Here is a 25,436-nt window from a genome sequence, read left to right on the forward strand (position 1 = left end):
AACAAATCGCCCTCTATTTAACTGTATGCATATACAGTACATAATAATTCCTACTTCATTAAAGTCAAGACCGTTCGCCTTGACTCGCAGCTAAAGCAGGCGAGAATGTGGCGAACATTTGTTCAAAACATTCAATAAAGTGGATAGCATCGAACCTTGCGTTGGCGGTTTTGTTAGTTTTTTGAAAGGTGAGGACACTGTTAGTCGTATCGCTCAGTATATCGAATCTGGCGCTGTATCTATTCGTCATGAAGGGAAAGACGTTAGCGTTTGTAATATCGACCCTGAAAAGCTGCCTGAAGGCCTGAACGCAGGTACTTTGACTGAATTAGAGAACTTGTGGAAGCTTTACTATACAAGCCAACTGATCACTTACAATGTAACAATCAAGCGCAGTCCTAAATACTTGACAGAACTGATCCAACACGCACAATCACAAGGCGTTTATCACCTTACACTTACAGACAAAAAGGTCTGTGAGTTGGTTGAAGAAATCACAGACATTCGTAAAGCATTAAGTGGCTATTTAAGCGTTAAAGAAGATGATGTTGCATTCGTAAAAGAAAAAGATGGTATCTTTGAATTCAAAGATAACACTTCACCTTTCTTCTATCACGTTACCGCCAAATCAGACTTGTTTATGGCCCCAAAGAGCCTCAAAGTTGGCGATCTTAATTATGATTTACTTAAAGGGAATATCGCGAAAATCCTCAACACTAGAATACCCTCTCCTAGCGAGCTATACACTAGTTGCGTAGGAAAATACTGTGTATTAACTGGCAATGGACACAGTGGCTACGAGTTTATTGTTAATCCAGAAAAATTTAACAACACTTTAAGTACTGCATGCTTCTCTTTTAGTTACTTTTAACAGTTAAGCTTAGTTAGTTAAATGTAAGCTAACTAAGCTTTTTTTGATTGCTTCTTTATCTTTTTTGTGCGATAATATTCCCATATTAACAAAGAGGTTATCTGATGCATATTTTAACAAAACTAAGCAGTGGTTACGTTCAAGAAACAAAGTATCGTAAGAGTGATGTTCCGCCTGTAGGTGAAGTAGTTGAGGCGGCTTATGGTTCATTTCTGGTAGATAACGTAACGAGCTTAGTCTTGGAAGATAACCCTCATTATTACATCAATGGCCAGCTTGTATGCATTGATAACGAGCGCTTTGGTGCCCTATTAAGAGATGGTGTAAATAATTTTATTTCAAGCTTAGAAACTGGATTTGGTGACGATTTTATCAAACCTTATAAAAGTCGCATTTTAAGCTTCATTAACGCGATTCTAGCTAAGTCTGGAAATCAGCCTTTAGAAAGCTTCACACACGCTTGTGGCCTTCAACATACTGATACTTACAATACACTTGCGCCATTATTACATATTGATGCTGACGTCATGGACAATGAATTGGTTGCCATTGATATCATTAAATTGCGAACAATCGTGCTTTCACTAAATACGATTGCCTTCGGTGAAATTGAAAGCGAAGGTGAAGACTGGCACGATTACCCATGTTTAATTAATATGAATGACGATGAACATACTGTTTCATTGAATCAAACATACGCATTAGGTTATTTAGAACGCTTTTTGCCTTACTAACAAGAGAAACTCAGATGTCTAGTTGGAATGAGAAATTTGAATCCTCGTGGGGCTGTTCAATACGAACAGAGCCTATGCCTGATGAAATCAGTATAGAACCTGAGAAGGTCACACCGTGCCCTCTATGTGATGAACCCATTTACCACAATCAAGACGCCAGCATTAAAGTCGCTGATGATTTTAAAGTTCTGGTTCACACTGATTGTGCAGAATCGTAATCCTTACTTTTAAGTGCTATCTGAGCTCTACAGGGACCCTAAATAGCCTAATAGAGCTCTTTACCACACCTTCAACATTGTAGTTATCGAATTCAGTCAGTTTTACAGGCTCATATTCTTCATTTGCTGATAACAGCTGATTATTTATCATGTCGGCTATCTTGCACACAAACAGGCCATTGTAATAAGCCACAATAACATCATTATGCTGTACATCAAGCGCCCTATCTATAATTAGCAAGTCACCATCAAAAATCCCCACTCCTTCCATTGATCGCCCACTTGCGCGGCCAATATAGACTGAGTCTTTTAACATAGACTGATCTAAGCTGATATTAAGCTTTTTGTAATCAATCCCCATTTCGACATTTGAAATTTCCACAGATGTTCCCTGTTCAAATTTATGTTCATTTTGTAATCGCGGTGTAGGCCTTTCTATTGCTAACATTAGCACACTCTTTGCCGCAACGTGACCATGTCAAAATTATAGAGTTTTATCGAGGCAATTAACAAGTATGATGCAAAGTGATCAACCTGATACAGTATATTACAGACTTTCATGATGGGGTGAATACAGTGACTCTTTGCTGACAGTTGTACTCAATCTGAACAAGTGTGCGTCCGTACCGATTCTTGATCATGTTTTTAACGCTCAGACTTTCACAGCTAATCAATTGGTTTTCTTTAATGGTCGCGAAGTCAGTTTGTGGGTAAAGTCGCGGGGACAATCAGTGATTTTCGCTTGAATACGAGCGACTTTCTTTCTGGCTTTATGGAAACTGGCAGAGCCTTTCTTTTTCTTAGATACCTTAAAACCTCTAATCGAATAAAAGGCATTTAATTGCCTTTTATTTTATCTTTTTTGTGTACAATTGTTTTGTATTGAAGTATAATTCTTTTATCAACTTGAGTAAGGATTAAGCCATGTTAAAAAAACAAGATTTATACGGAAAAAAAATTACGCAGTTTGACTTTTCAATTCAAAATGGTGAATTCGTTAAAACAGCGTCTGTTGTCAGCATTTATACACCGGGCAACGGTCAAGCCCCTGCTTCGGGTTGCGACATTATCATTCACGGTTCAAGTACCAACTCAGAACGTATTTTTGAACTTAATCCGCAATTAGTTCTCAATGAAACTACACTTTTCGCTTATTCAGCAACAACTTTCCCTAAGGTAACACTACACGGTTACTGTGACCAAGAACAGGTTGATAAGCTATTTGAAGACTTTAAAGAAAGAGCTAAATCGCTTCTTAATGATCATGCGAGTAAGCTGCAAAGCTTATTGGAAGACATTAATGCTATCGTAAAATAAATAAATTTAATGGCCATACTTCTAGCAAGCTCTTGCCAGAGTTGAAGCCTTATGGGACGCTGAACCAAACACGCCAGAAGGTGACTAGTTAGATGTACTTGTTACCACCGAGGAGTAGAAAATGCCGCAATTATTTTTGAAAGTACCGTCAAAAGACGAAGCTGTAAAAGCAATTAAAAGCGGAGAGCATAAAGGCATTCAGTTAGACTACCCAGATGGCGGGGGCTGATATTATCGAACTGGGGCGCTTGGGACGAAAATACACTTGTGCGGTTAGTTATATTTCTCAAATTTTAATTTCAGTAAAATCGACTGAAGCGCTTCAGCGTGAACTGGACAAACCTAAAGACACTTATCAGCAAAGATTTATAGGGCTAGAGTTTGACGCTGACGATTCCACTATAAGCCATTTCCAAGCACTGGCTAGTCGTTTTGGGGATATGGTATTTAGATCTTCTGATATGCCCTACAATTCGTTTTTAACTACATGGGAATAAAAAAATGGCATTAATGATATTAAAAAAACTACCTACAGAATCAGATAAAAACAATTAAGCAGAATGGAGCTAGGCTCGTTCGTAGAGACATTTGATGCAAACACGGTTGCTCCATTTGTTGCCAAAGTGAAAATAGAAGATGGTATTGTTGATCTTGACGAGTGGCAATGGCCGCTCCGTGAAAGTGACTGGTATACTACTGTGACTGAGGAATTATAACTTAAACCTTGTCCACTTCTATTTACTAGGTATATACACCCCATAGAGTTGCTATAACAGCTTCTCTGTGGGAATATACAACTAAGGGTGGTTACAGGGGCAATTTTAATTGTCGCACCCCGTTGCCCTAACAGGGTTAGCCCATGGCTTGGTAACAATGACCTGTCCTATTACTCTTTTGTAATGGCTGGCCTATAGAGAGTGAGTTTAACTGACTTTCTGTAGGCAAACTCCCTTAATAACATATCCTCTTTTTGTTAAATTTCTGCCCATTGCCATTAAAACCACCTTTTTCCTCTATCTTTTTTATGAAACAATATGCATATTTCACAAACGCACGGATTTATTCTAATGACATTATTTAAGTGGCCAAAATATCGTATCATTTACACATATACAAAAGGCGATCCCTGCTGCTGGCAGCTACAGAAGCGCGTTTACTTACTATTTTGGAAAGACATCTATTTGTCATTTGCCAGTGCAACTACAGCTGGCAATGAAATGCTTGATTTAATTAAAGCTGATAAAAAGTAATGTTTGATTATACACTTATGGGCGTGTATAATATCAAGTATAAACTAAACAATAAGGTTATTTCTCATGGCACTATGCAAGACTCAAATTCAGGACATGCAAGCATACCCTGAAAAGTTGAAACGCCTAATCAAACGTCGTTTCAAAATTGATTTAGATGACACCAATACAGGAATGAATGGTAAACATCTTAAAACAATGTCAGATACTGAAGAAGAACTTATTAGCTTTGCCCACACAGTATTTGTTGCACAACAAGTAGAAATTAATACATTGAAAAATGCTACTTCTCAGTTCCTTAATGCATTTTCTGAACTGAAAGATGTTGTAGCAGACCGTGACGACTAATTAATTAGATAAGGGATAGGAATGAATAGTAAAACACAATTTGAGCTACAGAGTGATTATGATTCTCTATATCGTGCAGGGAAACATCATGTTGGTTTTCAACCAGCTGATGATGTATTTCCTGACACCATGATGAGCTTCGAGGTATTTGGCTGTCTTCAAAATGGGAAGGCGACTTATCCCGACGTCCCAGATGATAAATGGATTGAGTATGACTTTTCCGGTGATGAAGAACCTATTGAAGCACCTTCTTTCATAGATTAGCGTTATTACCAACAAAACTCGCATCTAGCGAGTTTTGTTTTATGAATTTAAGTAAATTCCTCTACCCTGTTATTCATTTTGATAAACTAGACCCTCATCAATACCGAACCGGGATAGACCTTTTTCATATTCTCGATAACTAAAGCCTATCAAGCTATCGACTTTAATAGCGATATTTTGATTACTGTAATCGCATGCTTTGTCATCAATAGCAATTAAATCGCCCTTAAATCCTGTCTCCAGCAGAAAAGGGGTGATCGACCATTTCCAACGGTCCCCGCCACCAACTCCAGAAAAACCTAGTAACCAATCTTTCGGAAACTCAGAGATAGTTTCAAATGCTTGCTGCAACTCTTGCAAATATATGCCATCGTGACGGACACAATTCCACGACGAAACACACACGGCTCTTGCTCCCGTTTGGGCTAAGAAGTTGGCAAACAAGGCCAAACAAGAGCTACTAAGCTCTATATAATCACCAAACTTGATAGTTTTCCATTGATGGCGATCATACACTGCTTGTTTAGAAGCTCTATAAGCCGGTTGGTAGTTTAGTATATGATGGTCTACTGCGGATGTAAGTGTTGAATCTATATCAAAGAATACGATACGTTCAGTTGTATCTAACAAATGAGAGTGAAATTTTATTGCCATAATAATTAACCGTAATTTAATTAATTACTAGCTTACTTAGCTATTTCAAGCAATTCAATAAATTTAAGGTATATTATGCTGGCCATTACTAAGTAGTTGTAATGGCCATTCTTTGTACCTCTATAACTCTGTTTCAATCGCTTTTAAAAGCAACAAAAACTTTTCATCAATTTCATCATGGCCCATTGTATAAAATTGCTTATCATCTACTAGTAATGTTAGAGACTGGCAATCATGATCAATATTAATCCCGATCTTCACATTACGTTCTGAAAAGAATGAAAATGTTTGATCTGCACTTAACTCAAATTCTGCTAAAAGAGACTTTTTAAATTCACTTAGTAGTAATTTGCCATTATTTGGATCCCAATCTTCAATCTCCAGAGATGCCACAGGCTTGTAATTGCAGTCTTTAATAATAAAGCCAATCACATTGTCATTTTCTGCGTACTGCATACTTAAAACATAAAAATCCGATTTACCTTTAACGTCAATTTCTGAGTCATGTTCTTCAACGACTTCAAGTACGGAGTAATCGACATTATTTGCTAATTCAATAATAATCTGAGCCGCTGCGGAATAAGTTTGTTCTTCCGCGATGAGCATGCCATTGGATGTAAGGGCAAAGCGTTGTAGTAAATCATCATTTTTTACAGGCTCAATACCAAACGACAGCGTATTGTTTAACAGACCTTTACTGAGAGCTAAGGCAACTTCAGATGTCACTAGTGGATAGTTAACGAATGATGGTTTAATACGGGCAAGAATTGATTTAGACATTATATCTTCCTTATGTTTGTTACCTACTAATATACCCTACCATGTTAACCAATGCTAGTCTTTTTTTATCTTTTTTGTGAAGTAACTCTTATCATATAACATGCTCATACCTATAAATCGACACTAAATTTGCCTATAATTGTCTAAAAAATAATTAAAAAATAATTATGTTAAACGATGTTTTTTTAGCTCAAAGTATTGGCATATTGGCAATGACCATAGGGTTTTATGCAATATCCTTAAAAGACGATAAGGCTCTACTAAATTACACTATTTTAAGTGCTATAGTCTTTGTCCCTCACTTTTTATTACTAGGAAGCGTGATATCAGCAATTTCGATGGGGTTTGTAGCACTTCGACTTTGGATAGCTAAAGAGTCTCCACCCCCTCTTGTGATGTATGTATTTCTAGCAATGTCATTGTTACAGGGGCTCTTTTTCTTAGAAAATTGGAATCAATTATTCTCTATTTTAGCGTCCATGGGTGCAACATTTGTATCTTTTCGACTTCGAGGGCTAGCGATGAGAGTCGGTTTCATTTTTACGTGTTTCTGCTGGATTATAGATGGCATTCTCACAGGTTCTTGGCCTGTAGCATTAATGAATTTTGTCAGCATTTTAATTCACATTATAACCATTCATCGGTACTTTTTAAGACAATCATAGATAAATCATGTTTTAATTTTGATGCATGAGCTATTTATCTTTTTATTTCAAAATAATTATTGATATTCTATTCCTGTAGTGCAATAATAAATTATCAGCTGGTTAACGATTTAAACGCATCGATTAATTGCCTGAGGGGAGCGGTCCCTGTCTCATCTCAAAGAGTACGATAACTCTTGCGGCAATACCTTTTTTGAAACCAATTCAAACCATTGTAATGTATCATGGCTTGTTTGGAACGAGATGAACTTACTTTAATAAGCCACTAAGGAATTACAATGACAATCATTAATAATTTAAATAAAACACAGTTCCACAATCAAACAAAAGAAGCGCTTGAAACCCTCCTTGGCTCAAACGTAAGAGACAGTACTGTTCGCACTTTTATTAAGAATCAATTTAGACTACAAAACGAACATCTTATCCCTAGTCTTTTTGAGAATGCTAGTTCTACTTTGACAGCTGAGCAATTTAAAAGTGCAGCAAATGAAGTGCTTATTAAATCCCCCTTTCTCGAGATAGAAGATATTTTAGGGGATTCCCGCCTTGAAGCTATTTTCGGGGCATCTTTAATTGGGGAACATAACATACGTATCTTTATATTCATCACTATTACATTTAATCCTGATGCACTAGGGGATGATAATCAACTACCTATCTATTTTAAAGCTGGTGCCGATGTTGGTGGTAAATCAAGCTATAGCGATGGGTTCACTTTTAATGACATTCTAAACAATTCAATAAAATGGCCTAAACAAGCAACTCAGACTGAGATAGAAATCTGCATGGAAGAACTAAAACTCACTTCTAAAGCTATTCAAGAGAATGCCACCCTTAGTCGCTTTATCGATTCATAAAACTAGAAGCACTCTTTGTGGGGCTGTAAGCCCCTTTTAATCACAACAATAAGAAAGCATGCAAATGAAACTTTTAAAAACCTTAGACTTCATTATTCGCCTCGTATTCGCTATTTGTGCAACAGCATTTATCGCAGATATTTACGAACACATTAAAGCCAACACTTTCGATAAAGCATTCTTTGTATTCAATCTACTCAAGTTAGTATTGATTGCGGGGACTCTGTTTGCCTCGATAAAAATTAACCTTCACATTAGCGAAAAAACAGAAAAAGAGCCTTCTGCGTAATCTCTATCAATTTACCGGGTTAATTACACATTATCCCGGTAATGAACTATTTAAGCTTTCACTGCACTCTACCTTCAATCCAACAATTTGCATCTTGCCCTCTAGCTGAGCTTTTTATAGACATTTTTTATTTAAGAAACAGTTTTAAATCTTTACTCAACTATCTTTTTTTGGTAGAATAATCATGTCAACTACAGAAAGGAAGTATTATGTATATCAATATTCTTGGCTTAGATAATCGTACTACTGGCGCTACCCTTTTGGCACGTAAAGGCCTAAAAATCGGCAATGACCAAGTTGTTTCTGAGGTAACTAAAAAAAGTGTAACTATTACCAACGAATGTAGCGAATTATCTTTCAAAGTTAGTGAACTTAATGTTCCTTATTGGCTTATAGATAAAGAATATCGCGAATTCATCAAAAAGGATGGTGGTAAGACTAATTTTTACCCCACAGAAGTCGAGAAAGCGCTGGCTGCAATTCTTGACGCAGATAGCCTCAGTCAGAAAATGTGTGTAGGTACGCTAAACAACCTTATCCAAACTTAATCAGTTTGATTGTGTGGGTTAATTCCAATTAGCCCACAGCCCCATTACAACATCAAATACAAGGTCAGGACATGAAAAACTTAAGCGCAGAATTAAAGCAATCACTTCAATCTAAACATAATATTACAAGCCCTATATTTGTTAGTTCTACCGCTGACAAAGTAATATACATCGAAGATACTAACAATGACATCTGTAGCGTTGATATTGGCTATTTTAACAGTAACAATAAAACGACCATTTCACCTATTGCGGATAAAGCACAGGCCATTCTGGAAAAGCTCCTTGAAACTGAGAAAATGCTGAGTGATGATTTTATTGATGAGCTTAGCATTACGCTAATTGATTTATATACGTATCAGCTGTTCTATAGTGGTGGACTTGGCACCCGAACAGTGACATTTGAAGATTTAGATGAATTAGACTCTTTATTAAAGATAACTTTGCAGTTTTAGTTTATCTTTTTTTGTAATAATTATTGTTTTATATGACTTAAAATGCCATAATAAGACCATAACAAAACAATAAGGCTATCTAACAATGGATAATGTATTTTCTTCTCTTTCTCACATCAGCTCAACTGTTTGTGAGGTTAGTAACATTCTGATCAAGCAAGCAAAAGAAAAGTTATCCCTGAGTCAGTCTGTACAGTTAGGTAGTCTTACTAATGGCGGTCTAGTGCTTACCCTTCACAACAAAGAACAGCGCCCCACAGTTTACACTGTAGAGATTAAAACAGATAAGCTAGGTGGCCCTTCTTCATTAGTTCTTGATACCATTTATGTCGGCAATAAAAGTAATGGCAAACAACATAAAGCTATCAAAGAAGTTCAGCCATTAAAATATGGAAATGTCATCATTAACACTCTAAAAGAACTGTCTGAACAATTCGCTGATGGAGAACAAGACAATACTTTATCAAACTTTAAGCGGTTAGGGCTGTTTTATATACCTAAAGCTAATTAGAGATTAACAGCATTGGTCATATACGATAGACATTTCATAAAAAAATCTCTATCGTATATATACCGCTCTTTAAAAATATGCCTTTATTGTATATTTCAATTCAAGTACTTGAAATACTTGAATATAGTGCCTTTTATTACTAGTTATCCGCCACATGTGCGGCTTAAAGTAGAGGAACACGAAAGGTTGAACGAACTGAAAAGTTATCCGCCACATGTGCGGCTTAAAGTGATATAAACGACATACGCAAGCGTATAAGCGAGTTATCCGCCACATGTGCGGCTTAAAGTACACCTATAAAAACGCAGGCATTTTTATGAAAGTTATCCGCCACATGTGCGGCTTAAAGTAAAACTATACACAACGAGTCAGTGAAGCTAGAGTTATCCGCCACATGTGCGGCTTAAAGTACGGTGTTGTCATAACGTTGTTATGATATGAAGTTATCCGCCACATGCGCGGCTTAAAGTAAGCATTGCCACGTTGGGCACCAAGCAGGTGCGTTATCCGCCACATGCGCGGCTTAAAGTGCCATTTCAGATACTCCCTGCGTGATTTATCAGTTATCCGCCACATGCGCGGCTTAAAGTGTTCTTAACGTCATAATCGACCATCAAAAAATGTTATCCGCCACATGCGCGGCTTAAAGTACGGTTAAAAAATTTAACGAGCATCTGGAATGGTTATCCGCCACATGCGCGGCTTAAAGTTTCCCAGCCACGGAGTATTCAAATGAGTTTTGGTTATCCGCCACATGCGCGGCTTAAAGTAACGATCACACTGAGGATTCTGTTACTTCTCAGCTATCCGCCACATGCGCGGCTTAAAGTTACCACTTCAAAAATTGCTGACTGAAAATCAAGCTATCCGCCACATGCGCGGCTTAAAGTAATGCCTGCCTTGCCACTTACTAAGATGCTAGGCTATCCGCCACATGCGCGGCTTAAAGTGAAGCAATTTATAAATGTTTTAACTGATGAAAGTTATCCGCCACATGCGCGGCTTAAAGTACAAAAATGCAAATGTGGAACAAAAAGTATCAGTTATCCGCCACATGTGCGGCTTAAAGTTCAACATATCAGCTATTGCATTTACAGATTTTGTTATCCGCCACATGCGCGGCTTAAAGTAGCCGGATTTTTTCGAATCGTTCAACGAGTCAGCTATCCGCCACATGCGCGGCTTAAAGTACGAGAATGTTGTCAGACTCACGGGCTTTGCCGTTATCCGCCACATGCGCGGCTTAAAGTTCGAAACTAAATCTTATCACCGCAAACACAAAGTTATCCGCCACATGCGCGGCAATATCTATCTTTATTTGTTGTTTATATACCGTTTTTATGTAACAATATTCTCAGTAAAACAAATAGATAAAGGCTGGTTTATGACTTCAATTAAAGAAAACTTACAAGCTATTGCTACTCGCATTTATGAAGGTGAAAAGGCTACTCGATCTTCTTTGCTTACTAAGCTTTCATCTCATTACAGTGCTGGCCGTAGCGATACAGAAGCTAACTATCTTCAACTAGTATCTTTCGAAGCACAAATGGATTGCTTAGCTCTTTCTCCTGATTACTTTACATGTGCTGAGTTTGAAAACACTACTCACTCAGTCTTGCGTGATTTTATTAATAAATCAATCATCCAAAACATTGACAGCTGTATGCATAACACTGCAAAGCTTGGCGAAGGCAAAATTGCTATGGCAAAGCTTAATGGCTTAGTTAAATTACGTGCCGAGCTAGTTGAAATCGTGCGACTGTAGCTTCCACTAGCTCATTAGATTTCTCACTGCCCCCTTTAGCGCATAAGTATCTAAGAACACGTTTACGCGCACTTATAGGCTCTGGTAAGCGTGTTAAGGTTCGACCCTTTTCAAGACAAAAAAATCTACTATAGGTGTTTCAGCTGTTAATACTGCTGGTTTTATGGTCGTTTGATTAGGATGCTTGGCGGTATTCTTTGATGGCACTAAGTGTGGAGTGATGCCGGGTGTGTTGTTAAAGATGCCTCATCCATTGAATGGCCTTCAATTGCTTTCTGAGACGCTTTTGTGCTGATGCAGGGGAAAATACTTGTTTATAACTCTGTATTCAAAATGAGCGCCATTGGCGCCCATTATTCTTAAAATTTAAAGCTTGTAAGCATCTATCTCTTCTTGGTCGTACTGATCACCACCAAACGAGAGAGTTTTTCCATCAATGATAGGATTGATTGTCTTAAAGGTTTTAAAGTCACGCTTTTCACTGTCCACATGAACAACTCCCTTTTTCACTAGAGAGCCAATAACGCCTTTCACTGTGCTGACAGTTAAGCGCGTTTTTAAAGATAAGTCATCAATATCCGCTTCTACATCATCCATGCAATGATCAACAAGCGTGTTGAATACGAGTTTTTCTAAATCTGTAAATTCCGTTACCATGATAAACGCCTTATTATTTTTTAACTTGAATCTAAGTATAATATAGGCATGCCTATAAGTAAAGTCTAATGTCGTAACTTGATCTATTCCCTATGAAATCGCTTAATAGCCACCGTTAACGGCCATTAAGCGCAAGTAGAACCACCCTGTTACTAGTCGTCAAATATGTCATCAAGATCTGGTAGTGTGTCAGTCCAACCATCATACATTTCTTGAAGTAAAAAATCCTTACTCTTTGAAGATAAAACACTTGCCAAACTTGCAGTGAAAATCAAGTTGTTTTTCTTAAATGCTTTTAGCAACTCGTAAGCATCACGCTCATTTTCTAACTCAAAATCAGCCAAAAAAACTAACAACAAAATATCGTTAGATAGATTTAGACCTCCATTAAACTTTAAATCATCTAACAAATGCTTCATTCTGCTCGAATCACCAATACTACACTTGATGTCGTCCAACACAGAGCATGATGCGCCCTTATGTATCATTTTTAATGCCATTACCGCAGCAAAAGTCAAACCAGCCTTCAACGCATCTACAGACTCGCAGTGCTCGTTTAACCAGCATACTAAATGACGAACAATTTTCTTTCTTTCATCATCACTGATTCTGTGGATATCTAAGAATTCTTTAGAAACATCTTCAAAAATATATTGATACTGTGAGTAATCTTCTAAAATATTTACCGGCCATGGGTATGCCCAACATTGAATTGGCATATTTTCTGGCTTATGAGCAACATAACCATGCTCAATTAAAAATGCAGTACACTTGTTCGCCTCTTTAATTGAAGCTAACTCCAACAGCGTTAAGGACTCATCTTCACCGTAAGCATAATTTCCTTTCTCGGTATAACCTGCCTCAAGTACCGCTTTTAAAAGCATTAAGTCATCATTGTAAAAAGTCGAAGTTGCGACATCTAGAAGATATCCATCAAATTCGCCTGAAAAGTCTTTAGTCCTTTCATAAAGTAATATCGCATGCTTTTCGTTTGAGACGAATTGACCACATGCATTTAAACAATCCTTTGCTTCTTTAAACTGGTCGAGAGAATGGAATACATAATCAATAAACTCTACAAAACCATTTGTTGAAGCAATAAATAGGAAATTACATCGTTGCCGATCACTATCTAATGACATATACAGTTCAATTGCCACCTTCATATCACGTTTGACAGCTATTTCGTGAAACTCTTTACCCTTTTCAATTAGTAAACTTCGCATACAAAACCTTATTTTAGTTCATCTTAGAAGGCCAATATTAACATACATTCTGCACTAACCAATTAAAATCAAACAAAGCTACCTTACTTATTTTATCTTTTTATTGTTCAATTATTGATTTTATACTTTTTTTCAGATACAATAATCCCAGATTTAACTAAACAACTATTTTAAGGTCGGACTATGAATATTGCTGATAAATTACGTACTAAATTAGAGGACGTTCTTGGCGCCCAAAACCCAACTTTTCAGGTTCTGTCTGTTTTACTAGACACTACTACGCCAGAGCAAATAGACGTTATTGAAAAACGTTGTGTAGAGTTGAACTGCATGCCAAATAAAGAAATTAAAGGCATCTCAGTCTTTCGTGTAAGATCACATCAACATAATCGCGGTCATTTTCTTGTTGCGACTAAAACTCAAAAAGAAGCGGCGGAACTTATCGGCTGCTCTGTTTATCACCTAAGTCAGTACGGACTCAAGTCTTCAGTTGATGAATTGCATACCATCCAACAAATTCAGGCTTACAATGCGCCTAACACCGTAATTTCAGTAGACGATTAAGGATGTTTGCGGCATTGCCTAGTTCACCCCTATGCTTTGCCGCAAGAACTACCGCCTCTACCCTAACTCAGTATTAAAGGAATTAACTCATGAAGACTATTGAAGCATTTAAAAAACAATTAGAGATGTTCCATGGTAAAAACAGCCCTATCTATGGTGTTGTTATTAATTTGATTCAAATTGCATCCAATGAACAATTACAAAAACTAGAGTCTATATGCGTCAGTAGTAACTATCTGTTCGACCCCAAAATTAAAGGCGTTACAATTTTCGAAGTGCGATCACATAAAGGTGAAAACGGTTCATATATTGTCGCAGCTAAATCAAAACAAGCTGCTGCTGATGCTATTGGATGTACTTTAACGCATCTGAAGCAATATGGTTCCGAGCTCAAACCTGATAAAATATTTAGTGACATTTATATTAAAGCTTATAATAAGCCTAACTCTGTTCATTTTATCGAATCACATTTTGACAGATTTTAGGGGAAGTAAAAATTGAGTTCTCAAACACCTAAAGTCCCGGCTAGCATCGCTCAATTTGCCGATGCTGTTGCGAATGCTGCAAAAGAGGCGAACATCTCATGCTGCCAAACAAAGGTGTCACTAAAGCACGATTGTTTTGACATTAAAGCAGCTGATAATAGTGATTTCATCATATACTACAACTCCAATAACAACACAGAGTCGTTGAGTATCGAACAAATTAAACGCCATAACTAATGCTGATTTTGCTGGTGGTTATATTACGATATGACCGGCACAATCCTCTTTTCTGCATTCTATCTTTTTTTGTAAGTATTTATTGTTAATCCCTCTCTATCCTGCTATACTTAATGCCATAAACAAACAATAACATAAACCACAGAAAGGTCAGATTTCATGAATGATATTTCAATTTACGACTTACTAACGCAAAACTTAAATCCTTCTGATGAGTATTGCTTTACCCTTTCCGATAATCTAGGGTTCGCTTCTGGTCAAAACAAAATTGTAGGTCCATACACTGTTCGTGAATTCATGGCATCACACCATAACTCGATTGAAAAGGTTATCTCGATTGAAGTTGACAGAGGCATTGAAGCCAAGAATATCTGGTCACTAGACTCAGGTTGGAGCGCTGATACATTTTACAGGTTAGTATCTGATTTTGTGCGCCTGATAAGTAAAGACTTTGAGGTGCAACCTGAATTTATTCGTGAATGTATGATCAATAAAATGAGCATCAAAGACGCAATCTACAGCTTTTTTGAGGGTGCAGAGATCCTGCCAGAATTCAAGCACCATCAAGGTGCTGGTCAGTATGAAATCAGTTTTAGCAGCATCCATTTGGATGGCAAAGCAATCGTGCCTGTTAATATAAGTGATTTTCAGATGATAAATATATCTGAGATGGTGGATGGTGAACTTAAACCTAATTGTTGCGTTTGGAGTGAAGATCTTATGAATTCCCTCAAAAATTTTAAAACTCGAGATGAAGAATTATAGGCATTTTGGTGCTGGTGGTCTTTTAATCATCAGCACCTAACAATTACTCCTTTTTGTTATCTTTTTTTGTCTTTATTATTGATTTTCGCATGTTATTTGATATACTTTGTGTAGGTTTTAAATAAATCAAATCTCTATAAGGTCGGACTTATGAATATTAAATTTATCAAAAGCAAACTAATACAAGTTTTTTAATGACTATGACCTTACCCGTACACTATTGGCATTTGTTGCATACGTGCTTGGTGGCTTACTTTTTTTCTCTGTTTTAAGTATTTTCAAAAAGTAATACACTCTTATCTTTACCAACTAATTTATGATTAACTCCAAACAGGAAGAACACTCATGTCATTAGCTTCAGTCGTTCCAAACACCCTTTATGCCGTTACAGATTTTCATGATATTTTGACACTTAAAGTTGTTGAGGCTATCGAGCTCAATGATCTGTTTAGAGTTAAAACCGAGCTTGTTGGCGATTCTACTAATGAAAATCAAACATATCCGTTTGAGTGCAACTTTGAAATGTTCTATTTAACAAAGCAAGGTGAAGCTTATAACACGCTTGTTTTTTTGAATATTGAAGATGCCATAAACCGCGCTAAAAGCAATCTTGAAGAAGAAATTCTTGTAAAAACAAACGAGTTATCTTCTTTGCAGTTGAAGCTGGATAAAATTAACAGTATAGTTTAAACGTTCAAATTAAACATTTGATTCTGACCATAATGCAAAACATATGTCATTAAACTGCGTTTAGATATAAGTAGCCATGGTGGCGGTGAGTAACCCGGTAAAGTGCATACGTTAAGCGTCCTTGCGAAAACAAGTAAAAATATAGCCCACCCTTAAATTCAGTATTTCTGAAGATTGAATACATATTAGTTACATTGGATGTGTTCCATGTTGATACATCACCTATAAACATAGAATTTTCAAACATTCCGTCCATACGTGTGACATTCTTTGTATCCCATCGTGAAATATCTCCGTTGAAACTTGAATTTCTAAATATATACCTCATGTCAGATACGTTAGATGTATCCCAATTCGAGATATCTTGAGAGAACGTTTTGTTATTCTCAAATAATTTAATAAAATCTGTAATTTGAGCGGTACACACATTACTAATAGCCGGATCGTTATTGGCGATAAGCACATCTAATTCAGCACGTGTCACAACGCGCTGCTCTGGCGTACAAACATTAGGCTCTTGCTCAATCTCATCAGAGCCGTTCCCGTCTGCGCTCGCATTCAAAGCAAGGTCTGGCCCTACAGTCGCGCCAAAACGCATTGTGTTTTTAGCTGTAGTGGTCTCTGATAGACTTAACGCTGTCGCCGCAATGATTGTCACTAGTGATATTTTAGTTTTCATATTAAACCTTAATTAAATTTTCTATTTTTGTTCAATATTTTATTTATCTTTTTATTGCAGTAACTATTGCTTTTTAAACCCACTCTGCTATACTTATCACAAGTTAAAGAAACTAATAATAAGGTCGGACTTATGGCAATCTGCACTCACTTAAGAGCTTTATCTATCAATTAACTAATAATGAAACGTCTCTAAGCGACTTAAAACAGCCAAAACAGTAAGTATAAACACCTGTAATTTTAACCCATTATCTTTATTTTTAATAATAAATAACTTTTCATAACTTCATAAATACACAACAGCAAAGTGAGAAATACTATGAATAGATCTTCACAATCGGCCATCAAAGCAATTTTTAGAGAATTTGGAAAACAAATCGGTGAAACCAAAGCATTTATCAAAAAAGGGCAGGAAGAATATTACAGAGTATCGAAGTTTTTCGCAGAAAAAGGATTTAATTTAACCCCTTACATTAATGGTGATCTAAACTTAACATGGACTACCGGACAAGGCTCATCTGCAATGTTTCACCGTTTACTAACATCTGTAACTGAAGTACTAAATGAACCCGAAGCACTTCTCGAAAGAGCCAATATGATTAATAGTTCACTAGATAAATAAACACCACTTAAACTTATCTCTTGAATTACTTCAATAGAGGCTTATAACCTTGCTATTTATAAAGTTATAACAACAACTCATTAGCAGGTCTACTTTGACACTATAGACATTTCAATAAAAAAACGTCTATAGTGTTTTCAAAACGCTCTTTGAAAACATGCTTTTATCACACATTTTAACTCAAAATAGGAAGAACACTAATATCATTAAGTAATTTTGAAGACCAAAAGGCAGCAACTGAAGGTTAGGACTTATTTGACGCTGACGGCGAAATTCAATTACAAAGAGTAGATGAAGCCGGTATATTCAAAAACGACGACGAAGCGCATTCATAACTCTGAGCTTCACGTAAAAGTAAAAGATATCCTACAAGCTCATAGCCCAGACGAGTATGCTCGTATTTTTGAATCATAAGAGCGCTTAGTAAAAGTTTCATGCAATGGCCTACTCACTTCATTTAGTTGACCATTGCATGAATATTATTTACCAGAATTTTGGTGGTATATAGTTACTAGGTAGTTTCGAGTATTTGCTAAATTCGCCAAAATACGCAACTTCATAAACATCCCAACTTAAAATGTCCTGCAATTGGATCTGTTTCATATTGATACATCACCTGTGAACATAGAATTTTCAAACATTCATCTCCGCTGAAACTTGAATTTCTAAATATATACCTCAATACTAACCCTTAATTAAATTGGCTATTAAAAGAGCCAAACTTAATTAGTAAGCTATTAAGCTTACCTAAACTTCAAAGGGATATTTTCCTGTGGAAGCTCTGAATTAGTATTAAAACCTGACCATTGGTTCACATTGTTCACATTCCAGTTCGAAATATCACCATTAAACTTTGAACCATGAAACATATAACTCATATGAATAACATTTGACGTATCCCAGTTTGAAATATCACCATTAAAACTAGAGTCCCGGAACATGGAATTCATATTAGTCACATTTGACGTATCCCAGTTCGAAATATCACCATTAAACCGCGAACCATAAAACATATAAGTCATATTAATCACATTGGACGTATCCCAGCTCGAGATATCACTATTAAACGTCGAACTAAAAAACATATTTGACATATGTGTCACATTTGACGTGACCCAGCGTGAAATATCTCCATTAAACGTCGAATTTGAAAACATAGTCGTCATAGTAGATACATTGGATGTATTCCAGCTCGAAATGTCACCATTAAACGTCGAATTTGAAAACATAGAAGTCATAGCATTCACATTTGACGTATCCCAGTTTGAAATATCTCCATTAAACTTTGAGTTATAAAACATGGAAGTCATAGTATTCACATTGGACGTATCCCAGTTTGAAATATCTCCATTAAACGTCGAACCCCAAAACATTGCTTTCATAGTAGTCACATTTGACGTAACCCAGCGTGAAATATCTTGATTAAAAACGGTGTTATCTCTAAATAAATCTGTAAAATCTGTTATTTGAGAAGTACACACATCACTAATAGCCGGATCGTTATTGGCGATAAGCACATCTAATTCAGCATGTGTCACAACGCGCTGCTCTGGCGTACAAACATTAAACTCTTGCTCAGCTTCATCTGAGCTGTTTCCGGATGCGTTCGCATTCAAAGCAAGGTCAGGCCCTACAGTCGCGCCAAAACGCATTGTATTTTGAGCCGTAGCAGTCCCTGATAGACTTAGGGTTGTCGCCGCAATGATTGCTATTAGTGATATTTTAGTTTTCATATTAAACCTTATTAAAATTTTTCCATTAAAAGAGCCGAGCTTAATAAGTGAAATTATTAAGCTTACCTAAACTTTAAAGGGATATTTTCCTGTATCAGATCTGAATTAGTATTAAAATTTGACCAGTTGCTCACATTGTTCACATTCCAGTTCGAGATATCACCATTAAACCGCGAACCATAAAACATTGCCCCCATATTAGTTACATTGGACGTATCCCAGTTTGACAAATCGCCACTAAAGCTGTTGTTAAGCGCGAACATATTCACCATAGCAGTCACTTTAGACGTATCCCAGTTTGAAATATCACCATCAAACCGCGAACCATAAAACATATTTATCATATTAGTCACATTGGAAGTGTCCCAGTTTGAAATATCACCATTAAACGGCGAGCCTTTAAACATTGATTGCATATTAGTCACATTGGACGTATCCCAGTTAGAAATATCACCATTAAACGTCGAGTTATAAAACATAGAAGTCATATAAATCACATTGGACGTATCCCAGTTTGAAATATCACCATTAAACGTCGAGCGTAAAAACAGATACTGCATGTCAGTTACATTGGACGTATCCCAGTTCGAAATATCTCCGTTGAAACTAGAGTCACGGAACATTGATTGCATAGTAGTCACATTGGACGTAACCCAGCGTGAAATATCTTGGTTAAAAACGGTGTTATCTCTAAATAAATCTTTAAAATCTGATATTTGAGAAGTACACACATCACTAATAGCCGGATCGTTATTGGCGATAAGCACATCTAATTGAGCACGTGTCACAACGCGCTGCTCTGGCGTACAAATATTAGGCTCTTTATCAGCCTCACCTGAGCTGTTCTCGGATGCGTTTGCATTTAAAGCAAGGTCAGGCCCTACAGTCGCGCCAAAACGCATTGTGTTTTTAGCCATAGCGGCCTCTGATAGACTTAACACTGTCGCCGCAACGATTGCTATTAGTGATATTTTAGTTTTCATATTAAACCTTATTAAAATTTTTCCATTAAAAGAGCCGAGCTTAATAAGTGAAATTATTAAGCTTATCTAAATTTCAAAGGAATATTTTCCTGTGATAGCTCTGAATCAGTATTAAAACCTGACCATTGGCTCACATTGCTAACATTCCAGTTCGAAATATCTCCATTAAACTTTGAGTTATAAAACATATAATTCATATAAATTACATTGGACGTATCCCAGTTTGAAATATCGCCATTAAACGGCGAACCATAAAACATATTTATCATAGCAGTCACTTTAGACGTGTCCCAGTTCGAAATATCTCCATTAAACGGTGAACGAAAAAACATAGCATTCATATAAGTGACATTGGACGTATTCCAGTTTGAAATATCACCATTAAACGTCGAGCCATTAAACATTGATTGCATATTAGTCACATTGGACGTATCCCAGTTAGAAATATCACCATTAAACGTTGAGTTATAAAACATAGAAGTCATAGTATTCACATTGGACGTATCCCAGTTTGAAATATCACCATTAAACGTCGAGCGAAAAAACATATACCGCATGTCAGTTACATTGGACGTATCCCAGTTCGAAATATCTCCGTTGAAACTAGAGTCACGGAACATTGCTTGCATAGTAATCACATTGGACGTAACCCAGCGTGAAATATCTTGATTAAAAACGGTGTTATCTCTAAATAAATCTGTAAAGTCTGTTATTTGAGAAGTACACACATCACTAATAGCCGGATCGTTATTGGCGATAAGCACATCTAATTCAGCACGTGTCACAACGCGCTGCTCTGGTGTACAAACATTAGACTCTTGCTCAGCTTCATCAGAGCCGTTCCCGGCTGCGTTCGCATTCAAAGTAAGGTCAGGCCCTACAGTCGCGCCAAAACGCATTTTATTTTGAGCCGTAGCGGCCCCTGATAGACTTAACGTTGTCGCTGCAACGATTGCTATTAGTGATATTTTAGTTTTCATTTTAAACCTTATTAAAATTTTTCCATTAAAAGAGCCGAACTTAACAAGTAAGCTATTAAGCTTATCTAAACTTCAAAGGAATATTTTCCTGTGATAGCTCTGAATCATTATTAAAACCTGACCATTGGTTCACATTGCTAACATTCCAGTTCGAAATATCTCCATTAAACTTTGAGTTAGAAAACATATAATTCATATAAATTACATTGGACGTATCCCAGTTCGAAATGTCTCCATTAAACGTTGAGTTAAAAAACATATAATTCATCATAGTTACATTGGACGTATCCCAGTTCGAAATGTCTCCATTAAACGGTGAACTAAAAAACATATAATTCATCATAGTTACATTGGACGTATCCCAGTTCGAAATGTCTCCATTAAACTTTGAGCTATGAAACATATAATCCATTTGAGTTACGTTGGAAGTATCCCAGTTCGAAATATCACCATTAAACGGCGAACGAAAAAACATTCCTGACATAGTAGTCACTTTGGACGTATCCCAGTTCGAAATATCACCATTAAACCGCGAACTATAAAACATATACCGCATATCAGTTACATTGGACGTAACCCAGCGTGAAATATCTTGGTTAAAAACGGTGTTATCTCTAAATAAATCTGTAAAATTTGTTATTTGAGAAGTACACACATCACTAATAGCCGGATCGTTATTGGCGATAAGCACATTTAATTGAGCACGTGTCACAACGCGCTGCTCTGGCGTACAAATATTAGGCTCTTTATCAGCCTCACCTGAGCTGTTCTCGGATGCGTTTGCATTTAAAGCAAGGTCAGGCCCTACAGTCGCGCCAAAACGCATTGTATTTTGAGCCGTAGCGGTCCCTGATAGACTTAACGCTGTCGCCGCAATGATTGCTATTAGTGATATTTTAGTTTTCATATTAAACCTTATTAAAATTTTTCCATTAAAAGAGCCGAGCTTAATAAGTGAAATTATTAAGCTTATCTAAATTTCAAAGGAATATTTTCCTGTGGTAGCTCTGAATTAGTATTGAATTCTTGCCAGTAGTTCACATTATTCACATTCCAGTTCGAAATGTCTCCATTAAACTTTGAGTTATAAAACATATAATTCATAGTAGTCACATTGGACGTATCCCAGTTTGAAATATCGCCATTAAACTTTGAGTTAGAAAACATATAATTCATAGAAGTTACGTTTGACGTATCCCAGCTAGAAATATCTCCATTAAACTTTGAGCTCTGAAACATACCTTTCATATGAGTTACGTTGGATGTATCCCAGTTTGAAATATCTCCATTAAACGGCGAATCATAAAACATATAAGTCATATTAATTACATTGGACGTATCCCAGTTTGAGATATCACCATTAAACGGCGAATGAAAAAACATTCCTGACATAGTAGTCACTTTGGACGTATCCCAGTTCGAAATATCACCATTAAACGTCGAGCCAAGAAAGGCAAAACTCATATCAATCACATTGGACGTAACCCAGCGTGAAATATCTTGGTTAAAAACGGTGTTATCTCTAAATAAATCTGTAAAATTTGTTATTTGAGAAGTACACACATCACTAATAGCCGGATCGTTATTGGCGATAAGCACATCTAATTCAGCACGTGTCACAATGCGCTGCTCTGGCGTACAAATATTAGGTTCTTGCTCAGCTTCGCCTGAGCTTTTCTCGGATGCGTTCGCATTCAAAGTAAGGTCAGGTCCCACTGTCGCGCCAAAACGCATTTTATTTTGAGCCATAGCGGATCCTGATAGACTTAACGTTGTCGCTGCAACGATTGCTATTAGTGATATTTTTGTTTTCATATTAGACCTTATTAAAATTTTTCCATCAAAAGAGCCGAACTTAACAAGTTAAATTATTAAGCTTACCTAAACTTCAAAGGAATATTTCCCTGTGGTAGCTCTGAATTAGTATTAAAATTTGACCAGTTGCTCACATTGTTCACATTCCAGTTCGAGATATCACCATTAAACCGCGAACCATAAAACATTGAACCCATATTAGTTACATTGGACGTATCCCAGTTCGAGATATCACCATTAAACGTTGAGTTATAAAACATAGAATGCATATAAATAACATTGGACGTATTCCAGTTCGAGATATCACCATTAAACGTCGAATTAAGAAACATAGAAATCATAGTAGTCACATTGGACGTGCCCCAGTTCGAAATATCACCATTAAACCGCGAACCATAAAACATATTCGTCATATTAGTCACATTGGACGTATCCCAGTTCGAAATATCACCATTAAACGTCGATTTATAAAACATAGAAGTCATATTAGTCACATTGGACGTATTCCAGTTTGAAATATCACTATTAAACGTCGAGCGAAAAAACACATACCGCATATCAGTTACATTGGACGTATCCCAGTTTGAAATATCTCCATTAAACGTCGAACCCAAAAACATTCCTGACATATCCGTTGCGTTGGACGTAACCCAGCGTGAAATATCTTGGTTAAAAACGGTATTATCTCTAAATAAATCTGTAAAATTTGTTATTTGAGAAGTACACACATCACTAATAGCCGGATCGTTATTGGCGATAAGCACATCTAATTCAGCACGTGTCACAACGCGCTGCTCTGGCGTACAAATATTAGACTCTTGCTCAGCTTCACCTGAGCTGTTTCCGGATGCGTTCGCATTCAAAGTAAGGTCAGGCCCTACAGTCGAGCCAAAACGCATTGTATTTTGAGCCGTAGCGGCCCCTGATAGACTTAACGCTGTCGCTGTAACGATTGCTATTAGTGATATTTTAGTTTTCATATTAAACCTTATTGAGATTTTCTATTTTTGCTCAAAATTTAGTTAATAGTAAAATAGCCCACATTCTGTCGCAACTTCTTATTATTTGCTTACAATTACTTTATCTCTTTTATTGCGTTAAATATTAATTTTGTACTTCATTCTGCTATACTTATTACAAGTTAAAGAATTAACACAAACAACTAACAATAAGGTCGGACTTATGAAACTTCTTACAAACTCAATCACAGAAACAACAGCTTTTGTTCAAATCCTGTCAGGGTTTACCATTGACGATATTTCATTTTCAATCAGAGAACCTTTCACTGGCTCTCTAGAAGACGGCTCTTTTGATACCCGTTTTTCAAAACACGTTAAAGGAACTTTGAGAGTTACTTTAAATGACGATGTTATAGAGCAAATCAAGGCTATCACTCCTAAGCGTATGCTGAATTCAATCCCTAAAAATATCGACGCAGTGATTGATGAAGTTGTTAAATATAACGGCATCCGCTCAGAAGACGCTGCAAAAGAAAAATTTAAGAATGCCTGTGATAGAATCTCGAATAGACTTACTGAAACTAAGGATTTTTTAATCGATTGGGCTATTGCAAAGCTTAACAAAGAACTAAGCAGCTTAGTTAATAACATAAACGAAGAAGCACAACAGCTACTACATTCGTTTGTTGTTCAACAGAACGTTAACAAAGAAGCGCTTGATACCCTACTAACCAAAGAAGATAAAGAGTTAATTGGCGCCCGAGAAAGTCAAATTAGTGACATTCAAGATCAGATCGAAGCACTTAAACTTAAAGAAAAAGAGTTAAGCGATTTAAATTATTACTTAAAGCGTGAAAAAATTGAAAACGTACTAACTGACAACGGTACAAAGAAACTTGTTAAGCAAGAAATTGACATTCTTAAATCTGAATCAAAGCCGAATACACTTAGATTCTTTAATTAATAACCTAACCACTTAATTCCCAGAAAAACTATCACCAAACAGGTCTCAACTGGGAATTAAGTAAACATATTTAATCCGACCCAACAAATGCCCGGTAATTTTTACTGGGCATTTTATTTTAATTTAATTTATCTTTTTATTGTAATAACTATTGCTTTTTAAACCCACTCTGCTATACTTATCACAAGTTAAAGAATTAACACAAACAACTAACAATAAGGTCGGACTTATGACAATCAGCACTACAAAAAAATTTAAAACCCTAAACTCACTTAAGAGTTTTATCTGTCAAGTAACCAATGATGATACGACTTTAAACGACTTAGCAAGCGGCTTCTTCTTTTCGCCAGTGCTTAGCACAAGTGACTTTATCCTTGAAACAGCCACTGTGCGACACAAAGATAATAAACCTCAATCTGAATGTTCAAAATACCGCATTAAATTCTTAGAAACTGAAAATTCTAAGCAAAAGTACGTGTGGTGTAACACACAACAAGAAATCGAAGAGCATCTCGAAGAGTTCTACAGTAACAAGTCTAAATAGCCTTGTGA

General features: G+C 36.6%; 37 protein-coding genes and 1 CRISPR repeat array. Of the genes, 25 read left to right on the forward strand and 12 right to left on the reverse strand.

Annotated elements, in window-relative coordinates:
• Positions 1–118: 118 nt before the first annotated feature.
• The 3 genes from L1267_RS12095 (at position 119) to L1267_RS12105 (ending at position 1,823) form a co-directional block, all read left to right on the forward strand.
• The gene (locus L1267_RS12095) at positions 119–871 is read left to right on the forward strand and encodes a hypothetical protein (protein WP_235382983.1); all 753 of its coding nucleotides are present in this window, start codon (positions 119–121) and stop codon (positions 869–871) included.
• A gap of 104 nt (positions 872–975) precedes the next feature.
• Positions 976–1,605, forward strand: a complete 630-nt coding sequence (locus L1267_RS12100) for a hypothetical protein (RefSeq protein ID WP_235382984.1) — start codon at positions 976–978, stop codon at positions 1,603–1,605.
• A gap of 14 nt (positions 1,606–1,619) precedes the next feature.
• Positions 1,620–1,823: a hypothetical protein gene (locus tag L1267_RS12105; RefSeq protein ID WP_235382985.1), complete on the forward strand. Its 204-nt coding sequence runs from the start codon at positions 1,620–1,622 to the stop codon at positions 1,821–1,823.
• Between the two features lie 16 nt (positions 1,824–1,839).
• Here the strand turns inward: L1267_RS12105 and L1267_RS12110 are convergent, their stop codons facing one another.
• Complete coding sequence (locus L1267_RS12110; RefSeq protein ID WP_328247613.1) at positions 1,840–2,271, reverse strand: LexA family protein; 432 nt, start codon at positions 2,269–2,271, stop codon at positions 1,840–1,842.
• A 476-nt stretch (positions 2,272–2,747) separates the two neighbouring features.
• Here L1267_RS12110 and L1267_RS12115 point away from each other — a divergent pair, with 476 nt between their 5' ends.
• The 6 genes from L1267_RS12115 to L1267_RS12140 all read left to right on the forward strand — a co-directional run bounded on the left by L1267_RS12115 (position 2,748) and on the right by L1267_RS12140 (position 5,002).
• Positions 2,748–3,140 carry a hypothetical protein gene (locus L1267_RS12115; RefSeq protein ID WP_235382986.1) on the forward strand — a complete coding sequence of 131 codons (393 nt, stop codon included), beginning with the start codon at positions 2,748–2,750 and terminating at the stop codon, positions 3,138–3,140.
• A 215-nt stretch (positions 3,141–3,355) separates the two neighbouring features.
• Positions 3,356–3,637, forward strand: a complete 282-nt coding sequence (locus L1267_RS12120) for a hypothetical protein (protein WP_235382987.1) — start codon at positions 3,356–3,358, stop codon at positions 3,635–3,637.
• A gap of 63 nt (positions 3,638–3,700) precedes the next feature.
• Positions 3,701–3,856, forward strand: a complete 156-nt coding sequence (locus L1267_RS12125) for a hypothetical protein (protein ID WP_235382988.1) — start codon at positions 3,701–3,703, stop codon at positions 3,854–3,856.
• Between the two features lie 351 nt (positions 3,857–4,207).
• Entirely contained in the window at positions 4,208–4,390 is a 183-nt protein-coding gene (locus tag L1267_RS12130; RefSeq protein WP_235382989.1) for a hypothetical protein, read from the forward strand.
• 66 nt (positions 4,391–4,456) lie between these two features.
• The gene (locus tag L1267_RS12135; protein ID WP_235382990.1) at positions 4,457–4,738 is read left to right on the forward strand and encodes a hypothetical protein; all 282 of its coding nucleotides are present in this window, start codon (positions 4,457–4,459) and stop codon (positions 4,736–4,738) included.
• Between the two features lie 21 nt (positions 4,739–4,759).
• Positions 4,760–5,002: a hypothetical protein gene (locus L1267_RS12140; protein WP_235382991.1), complete on the forward strand. Its 243-nt coding sequence runs from the start codon at positions 4,760–4,762 to the stop codon at positions 5,000–5,002.
• A 69-nt stretch (positions 5,003–5,071) separates the two neighbouring features.
• On the opposite strand, the gene L1267_RS12145 is transcribed toward L1267_RS12140, so the two are convergent.
• A complete protein-coding gene (locus L1267_RS12145; RefSeq protein WP_235382992.1) occupies positions 5,072–5,656 on the reverse strand; it encodes a hypothetical protein in 585 nt (194 codons plus the stop codon).
• Between the two features lie 120 nt (positions 5,657–5,776).
• On the reverse strand, positions 5,777–6,436 hold the full coding sequence (locus tag L1267_RS12150) for a hypothetical protein (RefSeq protein WP_235382993.1): 660 nt from the start codon (positions 6,434–6,436) through the stop codon (positions 5,777–5,779).
• A gap of 167 nt (positions 6,437–6,603) precedes the next feature.
• On the opposite strand from L1267_RS12150, the gene L1267_RS12155 reads away from it, so the two are divergent.
• From L1267_RS12155 to L1267_RS12185, 7 genes are all read left to right on the forward strand, one after another.
• The gene (locus L1267_RS12155; protein WP_235382994.1) at positions 6,604–7,101 is read left to right on the forward strand and encodes a YgjV family protein; all 498 of its coding nucleotides are present in this window, start codon (positions 6,604–6,606) and stop codon (positions 7,099–7,101) included.
• A gap of 278 nt (positions 7,102–7,379) precedes the next feature.
• Positions 7,380–7,958, forward strand: a complete 579-nt coding sequence (locus L1267_RS12160) for a hypothetical protein (protein WP_235382995.1) — start codon at positions 7,380–7,382, stop codon at positions 7,956–7,958.
• A gap of 64 nt (positions 7,959–8,022) precedes the next feature.
• A complete protein-coding gene (locus L1267_RS12165) occupies positions 8,023–8,247 on the forward strand; it encodes a hypothetical protein (protein ID WP_235382996.1) in 225 nt (74 codons plus the stop codon).
• A gap of 209 nt (positions 8,248–8,456) precedes the next feature.
• On the forward strand, positions 8,457–8,795 hold the full coding sequence (locus L1267_RS12170; RefSeq protein ID WP_235382997.1) for a hypothetical protein: 339 nt from the start codon (positions 8,457–8,459) through the stop codon (positions 8,793–8,795).
• A 71-nt stretch (positions 8,796–8,866) separates the two neighbouring features.
• Positions 8,867–9,250: a hypothetical protein gene (locus tag L1267_RS12175; RefSeq protein ID WP_235382998.1), complete on the forward strand. Its 384-nt coding sequence runs from the start codon at positions 8,867–8,869 to the stop codon at positions 9,248–9,250.
• An 85-nt stretch (positions 9,251–9,335) separates the two neighbouring features.
• Positions 9,336–9,761, forward strand: coding sequence for a hypothetical protein (locus tag L1267_RS12180; protein ID WP_235382999.1), 426 nt, complete (start codon positions 9,336–9,338; stop codon positions 9,759–9,761).
• A gap of 144 nt (positions 9,762–9,905) precedes the next feature.
• Positions 9,906–11,071: a CRISPR direct-repeat array (repeat unit 26 nt; unit sequence TATCCGCCACATGCGCGGCTTAAAGT).
• Positions 11,072–11,145: 74 nt separating this feature from the next.
• Entirely contained in the window at positions 11,146–11,526 is a 381-nt protein-coding gene (locus L1267_RS12185) for a hypothetical protein (RefSeq protein WP_235383000.1), read from the forward strand.
• 366 nt (positions 11,527–11,892) lie between these two features.
• On the opposite strand, the gene L1267_RS12190 is transcribed toward L1267_RS12185, so the two are convergent.
• A complete protein-coding gene (locus tag L1267_RS12190; protein ID WP_235383001.1) occupies positions 11,893–12,183 on the reverse strand; it encodes a helix-turn-helix domain-containing protein in 291 nt (96 codons plus the stop codon).
• A 152-nt stretch (positions 12,184–12,335) separates the two neighbouring features.
• Positions 12,336–13,409, reverse strand: coding sequence for a hypothetical protein (locus L1267_RS12195; RefSeq protein ID WP_235383002.1), 1,074 nt, complete (start codon positions 13,407–13,409; stop codon positions 12,336–12,338).
• A 183-nt stretch (positions 13,410–13,592) separates the two neighbouring features.
• Between L1267_RS12195 and L1267_RS12200 the strand changes: the two genes are divergently transcribed.
• From L1267_RS12200 to L1267_RS12220, 5 genes are all read left to right on the forward strand, one after another.
• Entirely contained in the window at positions 13,593–13,973 is a 381-nt protein-coding gene (locus L1267_RS12200) for a hypothetical protein (RefSeq protein ID WP_235383003.1), read from the forward strand.
• Positions 13,974–14,062: 89 nt separating this feature from the next.
• On the forward strand, positions 14,063–14,458 hold the full coding sequence (locus L1267_RS12205; RefSeq protein ID WP_235383004.1) for a hypothetical protein: 396 nt from the start codon (positions 14,063–14,065) through the stop codon (positions 14,456–14,458).
• A gap of 12 nt (positions 14,459–14,470) precedes the next feature.
• Positions 14,471–14,695: a hypothetical protein gene (locus L1267_RS12210; RefSeq protein ID WP_235383005.1), complete on the forward strand. Its 225-nt coding sequence runs from the start codon at positions 14,471–14,473 to the stop codon at positions 14,693–14,695.
• Positions 14,696–14,854: 159 nt separating this feature from the next.
• Positions 14,855–15,460, forward strand: a complete 606-nt coding sequence (locus tag L1267_RS12215; RefSeq protein ID WP_235383006.1) for a hypothetical protein — start codon at positions 14,855–14,857, stop codon at positions 15,458–15,460.
• Positions 15,461–15,805: 345 nt separating this feature from the next.
• Positions 15,806–16,150, forward strand: a complete 345-nt coding sequence (locus L1267_RS12220) for a hypothetical protein (RefSeq protein WP_235383007.1) — start codon at positions 15,806–15,808, stop codon at positions 16,148–16,150.
• Positions 16,151–16,199: 49 nt separating this feature from the next.
• On the opposite strand, the gene L1267_RS12225 is transcribed toward L1267_RS12220, so the two are convergent.
• Positions 16,200–16,829, reverse strand: coding sequence for a DUF285 domain-containing protein (locus L1267_RS12225; RefSeq protein WP_235383008.1), 630 nt, complete (start codon positions 16,827–16,829; stop codon positions 16,200–16,202).
• 318 nt (positions 16,830–17,147) lie between these two features.
• Here L1267_RS12225 and L1267_RS12230 point away from each other — a divergent pair, with 318 nt between their 5' ends.
• Both L1267_RS12230 and L1267_RS23670 read left to right on the forward strand, forming a co-directional pair.
• Positions 17,148–17,450 (forward strand): hypothetical protein, encoded by a 303-nt coding sequence (locus tag L1267_RS12230; protein WP_235383009.1) that lies wholly within the window; start codon positions 17,148–17,150, stop codon positions 17,448–17,450.
• A gap of 291 nt (positions 17,451–17,741) precedes the next feature.
• Positions 17,742–17,864 (forward strand): hypothetical protein, encoded by a 123-nt coding sequence (locus L1267_RS23670; RefSeq protein WP_268842613.1) that lies wholly within the window; start codon positions 17,742–17,744, stop codon positions 17,862–17,864.
• 329 nt (positions 17,865–18,193) lie between these two features.
• Here L1267_RS23670 and L1267_RS12235 read toward each other — a convergent pair whose 3' ends face one another.
• From L1267_RS12235 to L1267_RS12260, 6 genes are all read right to left on the reverse strand, one after another.
• Entirely contained in the window at positions 18,194–19,183 is a 990-nt protein-coding gene (locus tag L1267_RS12235) for a BspA family leucine-rich repeat surface protein (RefSeq protein WP_235383010.1), read from the reverse strand.
• 62 nt (positions 19,184–19,245) lie between these two features.
• A complete protein-coding gene (locus L1267_RS12240; protein WP_235383011.1) occupies positions 19,246–20,166 on the reverse strand; it encodes a BspA family leucine-rich repeat surface protein in 921 nt (306 codons plus the stop codon).
• A gap of 62 nt (positions 20,167–20,228) precedes the next feature.
• Positions 20,229–21,146, reverse strand: coding sequence for a BspA family leucine-rich repeat surface protein (locus tag L1267_RS12245; RefSeq protein ID WP_235383012.1), 918 nt, complete (start codon positions 21,144–21,146; stop codon positions 20,229–20,231).
• 61 nt (positions 21,147–21,207) lie between these two features.
• Positions 21,208–22,053 carry a BspA family leucine-rich repeat surface protein gene (locus tag L1267_RS12250; RefSeq protein WP_235383013.1) on the reverse strand — a complete coding sequence of 282 codons (846 nt, stop codon included), beginning with the start codon at positions 22,051–22,053 and terminating at the stop codon, positions 21,208–21,210.
• 62 nt (positions 22,054–22,115) lie between these two features.
• Positions 22,116–22,961, reverse strand: coding sequence for a BspA family leucine-rich repeat surface protein (locus tag L1267_RS12255; RefSeq protein WP_235383014.1), 846 nt, complete (start codon positions 22,959–22,961; stop codon positions 22,116–22,118).
• 62 nt (positions 22,962–23,023) lie between these two features.
• Positions 23,024–23,941, reverse strand: coding sequence for a BspA family leucine-rich repeat surface protein (locus tag L1267_RS12260; protein WP_235383015.1), 918 nt, complete (start codon positions 23,939–23,941; stop codon positions 23,024–23,026).
• Positions 23,942–24,143: 202 nt separating this feature from the next.
• On the opposite strand from L1267_RS12260, the gene L1267_RS12265 reads away from it, so the two are divergent.
• The gene (locus L1267_RS12265; RefSeq protein ID WP_235383016.1) at positions 24,144–24,884 is read left to right on the forward strand and encodes a hypothetical protein; all 741 of its coding nucleotides are present in this window, start codon (positions 24,144–24,146) and stop codon (positions 24,882–24,884) included.
• 229 nt (positions 24,885–25,113) lie between these two features.
• Positions 25,114–25,428, forward strand: coding sequence for a hypothetical protein (locus tag L1267_RS12270; protein ID WP_235383017.1), 315 nt, complete (start codon positions 25,114–25,116; stop codon positions 25,426–25,428).
• The last annotated feature ends 8 nt before the right edge of the window (positions 25,429–25,436 follow it).

This window comes from Pseudoalteromonas sp. OFAV1, assembly GCF_021532595.1.
Taxonomy (GTDB): Bacteria; Pseudomonadota; Gammaproteobacteria; order Enterobacterales; family Alteromonadaceae; genus Pseudoalteromonas; species Pseudoalteromonas lipolytica_C.

Coding starts and splice junctions, on each gene's coding strand:
- L1267_RS12100 (WP_235382984.1), top strand. CDS start 976: ATGCATATTTTAACAAAACTAAGCAGTGGTTACGTTCAAGAAACAAAG.
- L1267_RS12105 (WP_235382985.1), top strand. CDS start 1,620: ATGTCTAGTTGGAATGAGAAATTTGAATCCTCGTGGGGCTGTTCAATA.
- L1267_RS12110 (WP_328247613.1), bottom strand. CDS start 2,271: ATGTTAGCAATAGAAAGGCCTACACCGCGATTACAAAATGAACATAAA.
- L1267_RS12115 (WP_235382986.1), top strand. CDS start 2,748: ATGTTAAAAAAACAAGATTTATACGGAAAAAAAATTACGCAGTTTGAC.
- L1267_RS12120 (WP_235382987.1), top strand. CDS start 3,356: ATGGCGGGGGCTGATATTATCGAACTGGGGCGCTTGGGACGAAAATAC.
- L1267_RS12125 (WP_235382988.1), top strand. CDS start 3,701: ATGGAGCTAGGCTCGTTCGTAGAGACATTTGATGCAAACACGGTTGCT.
- L1267_RS12130 (WP_235382989.1), top strand. CDS start 4,208: ATGACATTATTTAAGTGGCCAAAATATCGTATCATTTACACATATACA.
- L1267_RS12135 (WP_235382990.1), top strand. CDS start 4,457: ATGGCACTATGCAAGACTCAAATTCAGGACATGCAAGCATACCCTGAA.
- L1267_RS12140 (WP_235382991.1), top strand. CDS start 4,760: ATGAATAGTAAAACACAATTTGAGCTACAGAGTGATTATGATTCTCTA.
- L1267_RS12145 (WP_235382992.1), bottom strand. CDS start 5,656: ATGGCAATAAAATTTCACTCTCATTTGTTAGATACAACTGAACGTATC.
- L1267_RS12150 (WP_235382993.1), bottom strand. CDS start 6,436: ATGTCTAAATCAATTCTTGCCCGTATTAAACCATCATTCGTTAACTAT.
- L1267_RS12155 (WP_235382994.1), top strand. CDS start 6,604: ATGTTAAACGATGTTTTTTTAGCTCAAAGTATTGGCATATTGGCAATG.
- L1267_RS12160 (WP_235382995.1), top strand. CDS start 7,380: ATGACAATCATTAATAATTTAAATAAAACACAGTTCCACAATCAAACA.
- L1267_RS12165 (WP_235382996.1), top strand. CDS start 8,023: ATGAAACTTTTAAAAACCTTAGACTTCATTATTCGCCTCGTATTCGCT.
- L1267_RS12170 (WP_235382997.1), top strand. CDS start 8,457: ATGTATATCAATATTCTTGGCTTAGATAATCGTACTACTGGCGCTACC.
- L1267_RS12175 (WP_235382998.1), top strand. CDS start 8,867: ATGAAAAACTTAAGCGCAGAATTAAAGCAATCACTTCAATCTAAACAT.
- L1267_RS12180 (WP_235382999.1), top strand. CDS start 9,336: ATGGATAATGTATTTTCTTCTCTTTCTCACATCAGCTCAACTGTTTGT.
- L1267_RS12185 (WP_235383000.1), top strand. CDS start 11,146: ATGACTTCAATTAAAGAAAACTTACAAGCTATTGCTACTCGCATTTAT.
- L1267_RS12190 (WP_235383001.1), bottom strand. CDS start 12,183: ATGGTAACGGAATTTACAGATTTAGAAAAACTCGTATTCAACACGCTT.
- L1267_RS12195 (WP_235383002.1), bottom strand. CDS start 13,409: ATGCGAAGTTTACTAATTGAAAAGGGTAAAGAGTTTCACGAAATAGCT.
- L1267_RS12200 (WP_235383003.1), top strand. CDS start 13,593: ATGAATATTGCTGATAAATTACGTACTAAATTAGAGGACGTTCTTGGC.
- L1267_RS12205 (WP_235383004.1), top strand. CDS start 14,063: ATGAAGACTATTGAAGCATTTAAAAAACAATTAGAGATGTTCCATGGT.
- L1267_RS12215 (WP_235383006.1), top strand. CDS start 14,855: ATGAATGATATTTCAATTTACGACTTACTAACGCAAAACTTAAATCCT.
- L1267_RS12220 (WP_235383007.1), top strand. CDS start 15,806: ATGTCATTAGCTTCAGTCGTTCCAAACACCCTTTATGCCGTTACAGAT.
- L1267_RS12225 (WP_235383008.1), bottom strand. CDS start 16,829: ATGAAAACTAAAATATCACTAGTGACAATCATTGCGGCGACAGCGTTA.
- L1267_RS12230 (WP_235383009.1), top strand. CDS start 17,148: ATGAATAGATCTTCACAATCGGCCATCAAAGCAATTTTTAGAGAATTT.
- L1267_RS23670 (WP_268842613.1), top strand. CDS start 17,742: ATGAAGCCGGTATATTCAAAAACGACGACGAAGCGCATTCATAACTCT.
- L1267_RS12235 (WP_235383010.1), bottom strand. CDS start 19,183: ATGAAAACTAAAATATCACTAATAGCAATCATTGCGGCGACAACCCTA.
- L1267_RS12240 (WP_235383011.1), bottom strand. CDS start 20,166: ATGAAAACTAAAATATCACTAATAGCAATCGTTGCGGCGACAGTGTTA.
- L1267_RS12245 (WP_235383012.1), bottom strand. CDS start 21,146: ATGAAAACTAAAATATCACTAATAGCAATCGTTGCAGCGACAACGTTA.
- L1267_RS12250 (WP_235383013.1), bottom strand. CDS start 22,053: ATGAAAACTAAAATATCACTAATAGCAATCATTGCGGCGACAGCGTTA.
- L1267_RS12255 (WP_235383014.1), bottom strand. CDS start 22,961: ATGAAAACAAAAATATCACTAATAGCAATCGTTGCAGCGACAACGTTA.
- L1267_RS12260 (WP_235383015.1), bottom strand. CDS start 23,941: ATGAAAACTAAAATATCACTAATAGCAATCGTTACAGCGACAGCGTTA.
- L1267_RS12265 (WP_235383016.1), top strand. CDS start 24,144: ATGAAACTTCTTACAAACTCAATCACAGAAACAACAGCTTTTGTTCAA.
- L1267_RS12270 (WP_235383017.1), top strand. CDS start 25,114: ATGACAATCAGCACTACAAAAAAATTTAAAACCCTAAACTCACTTAAG.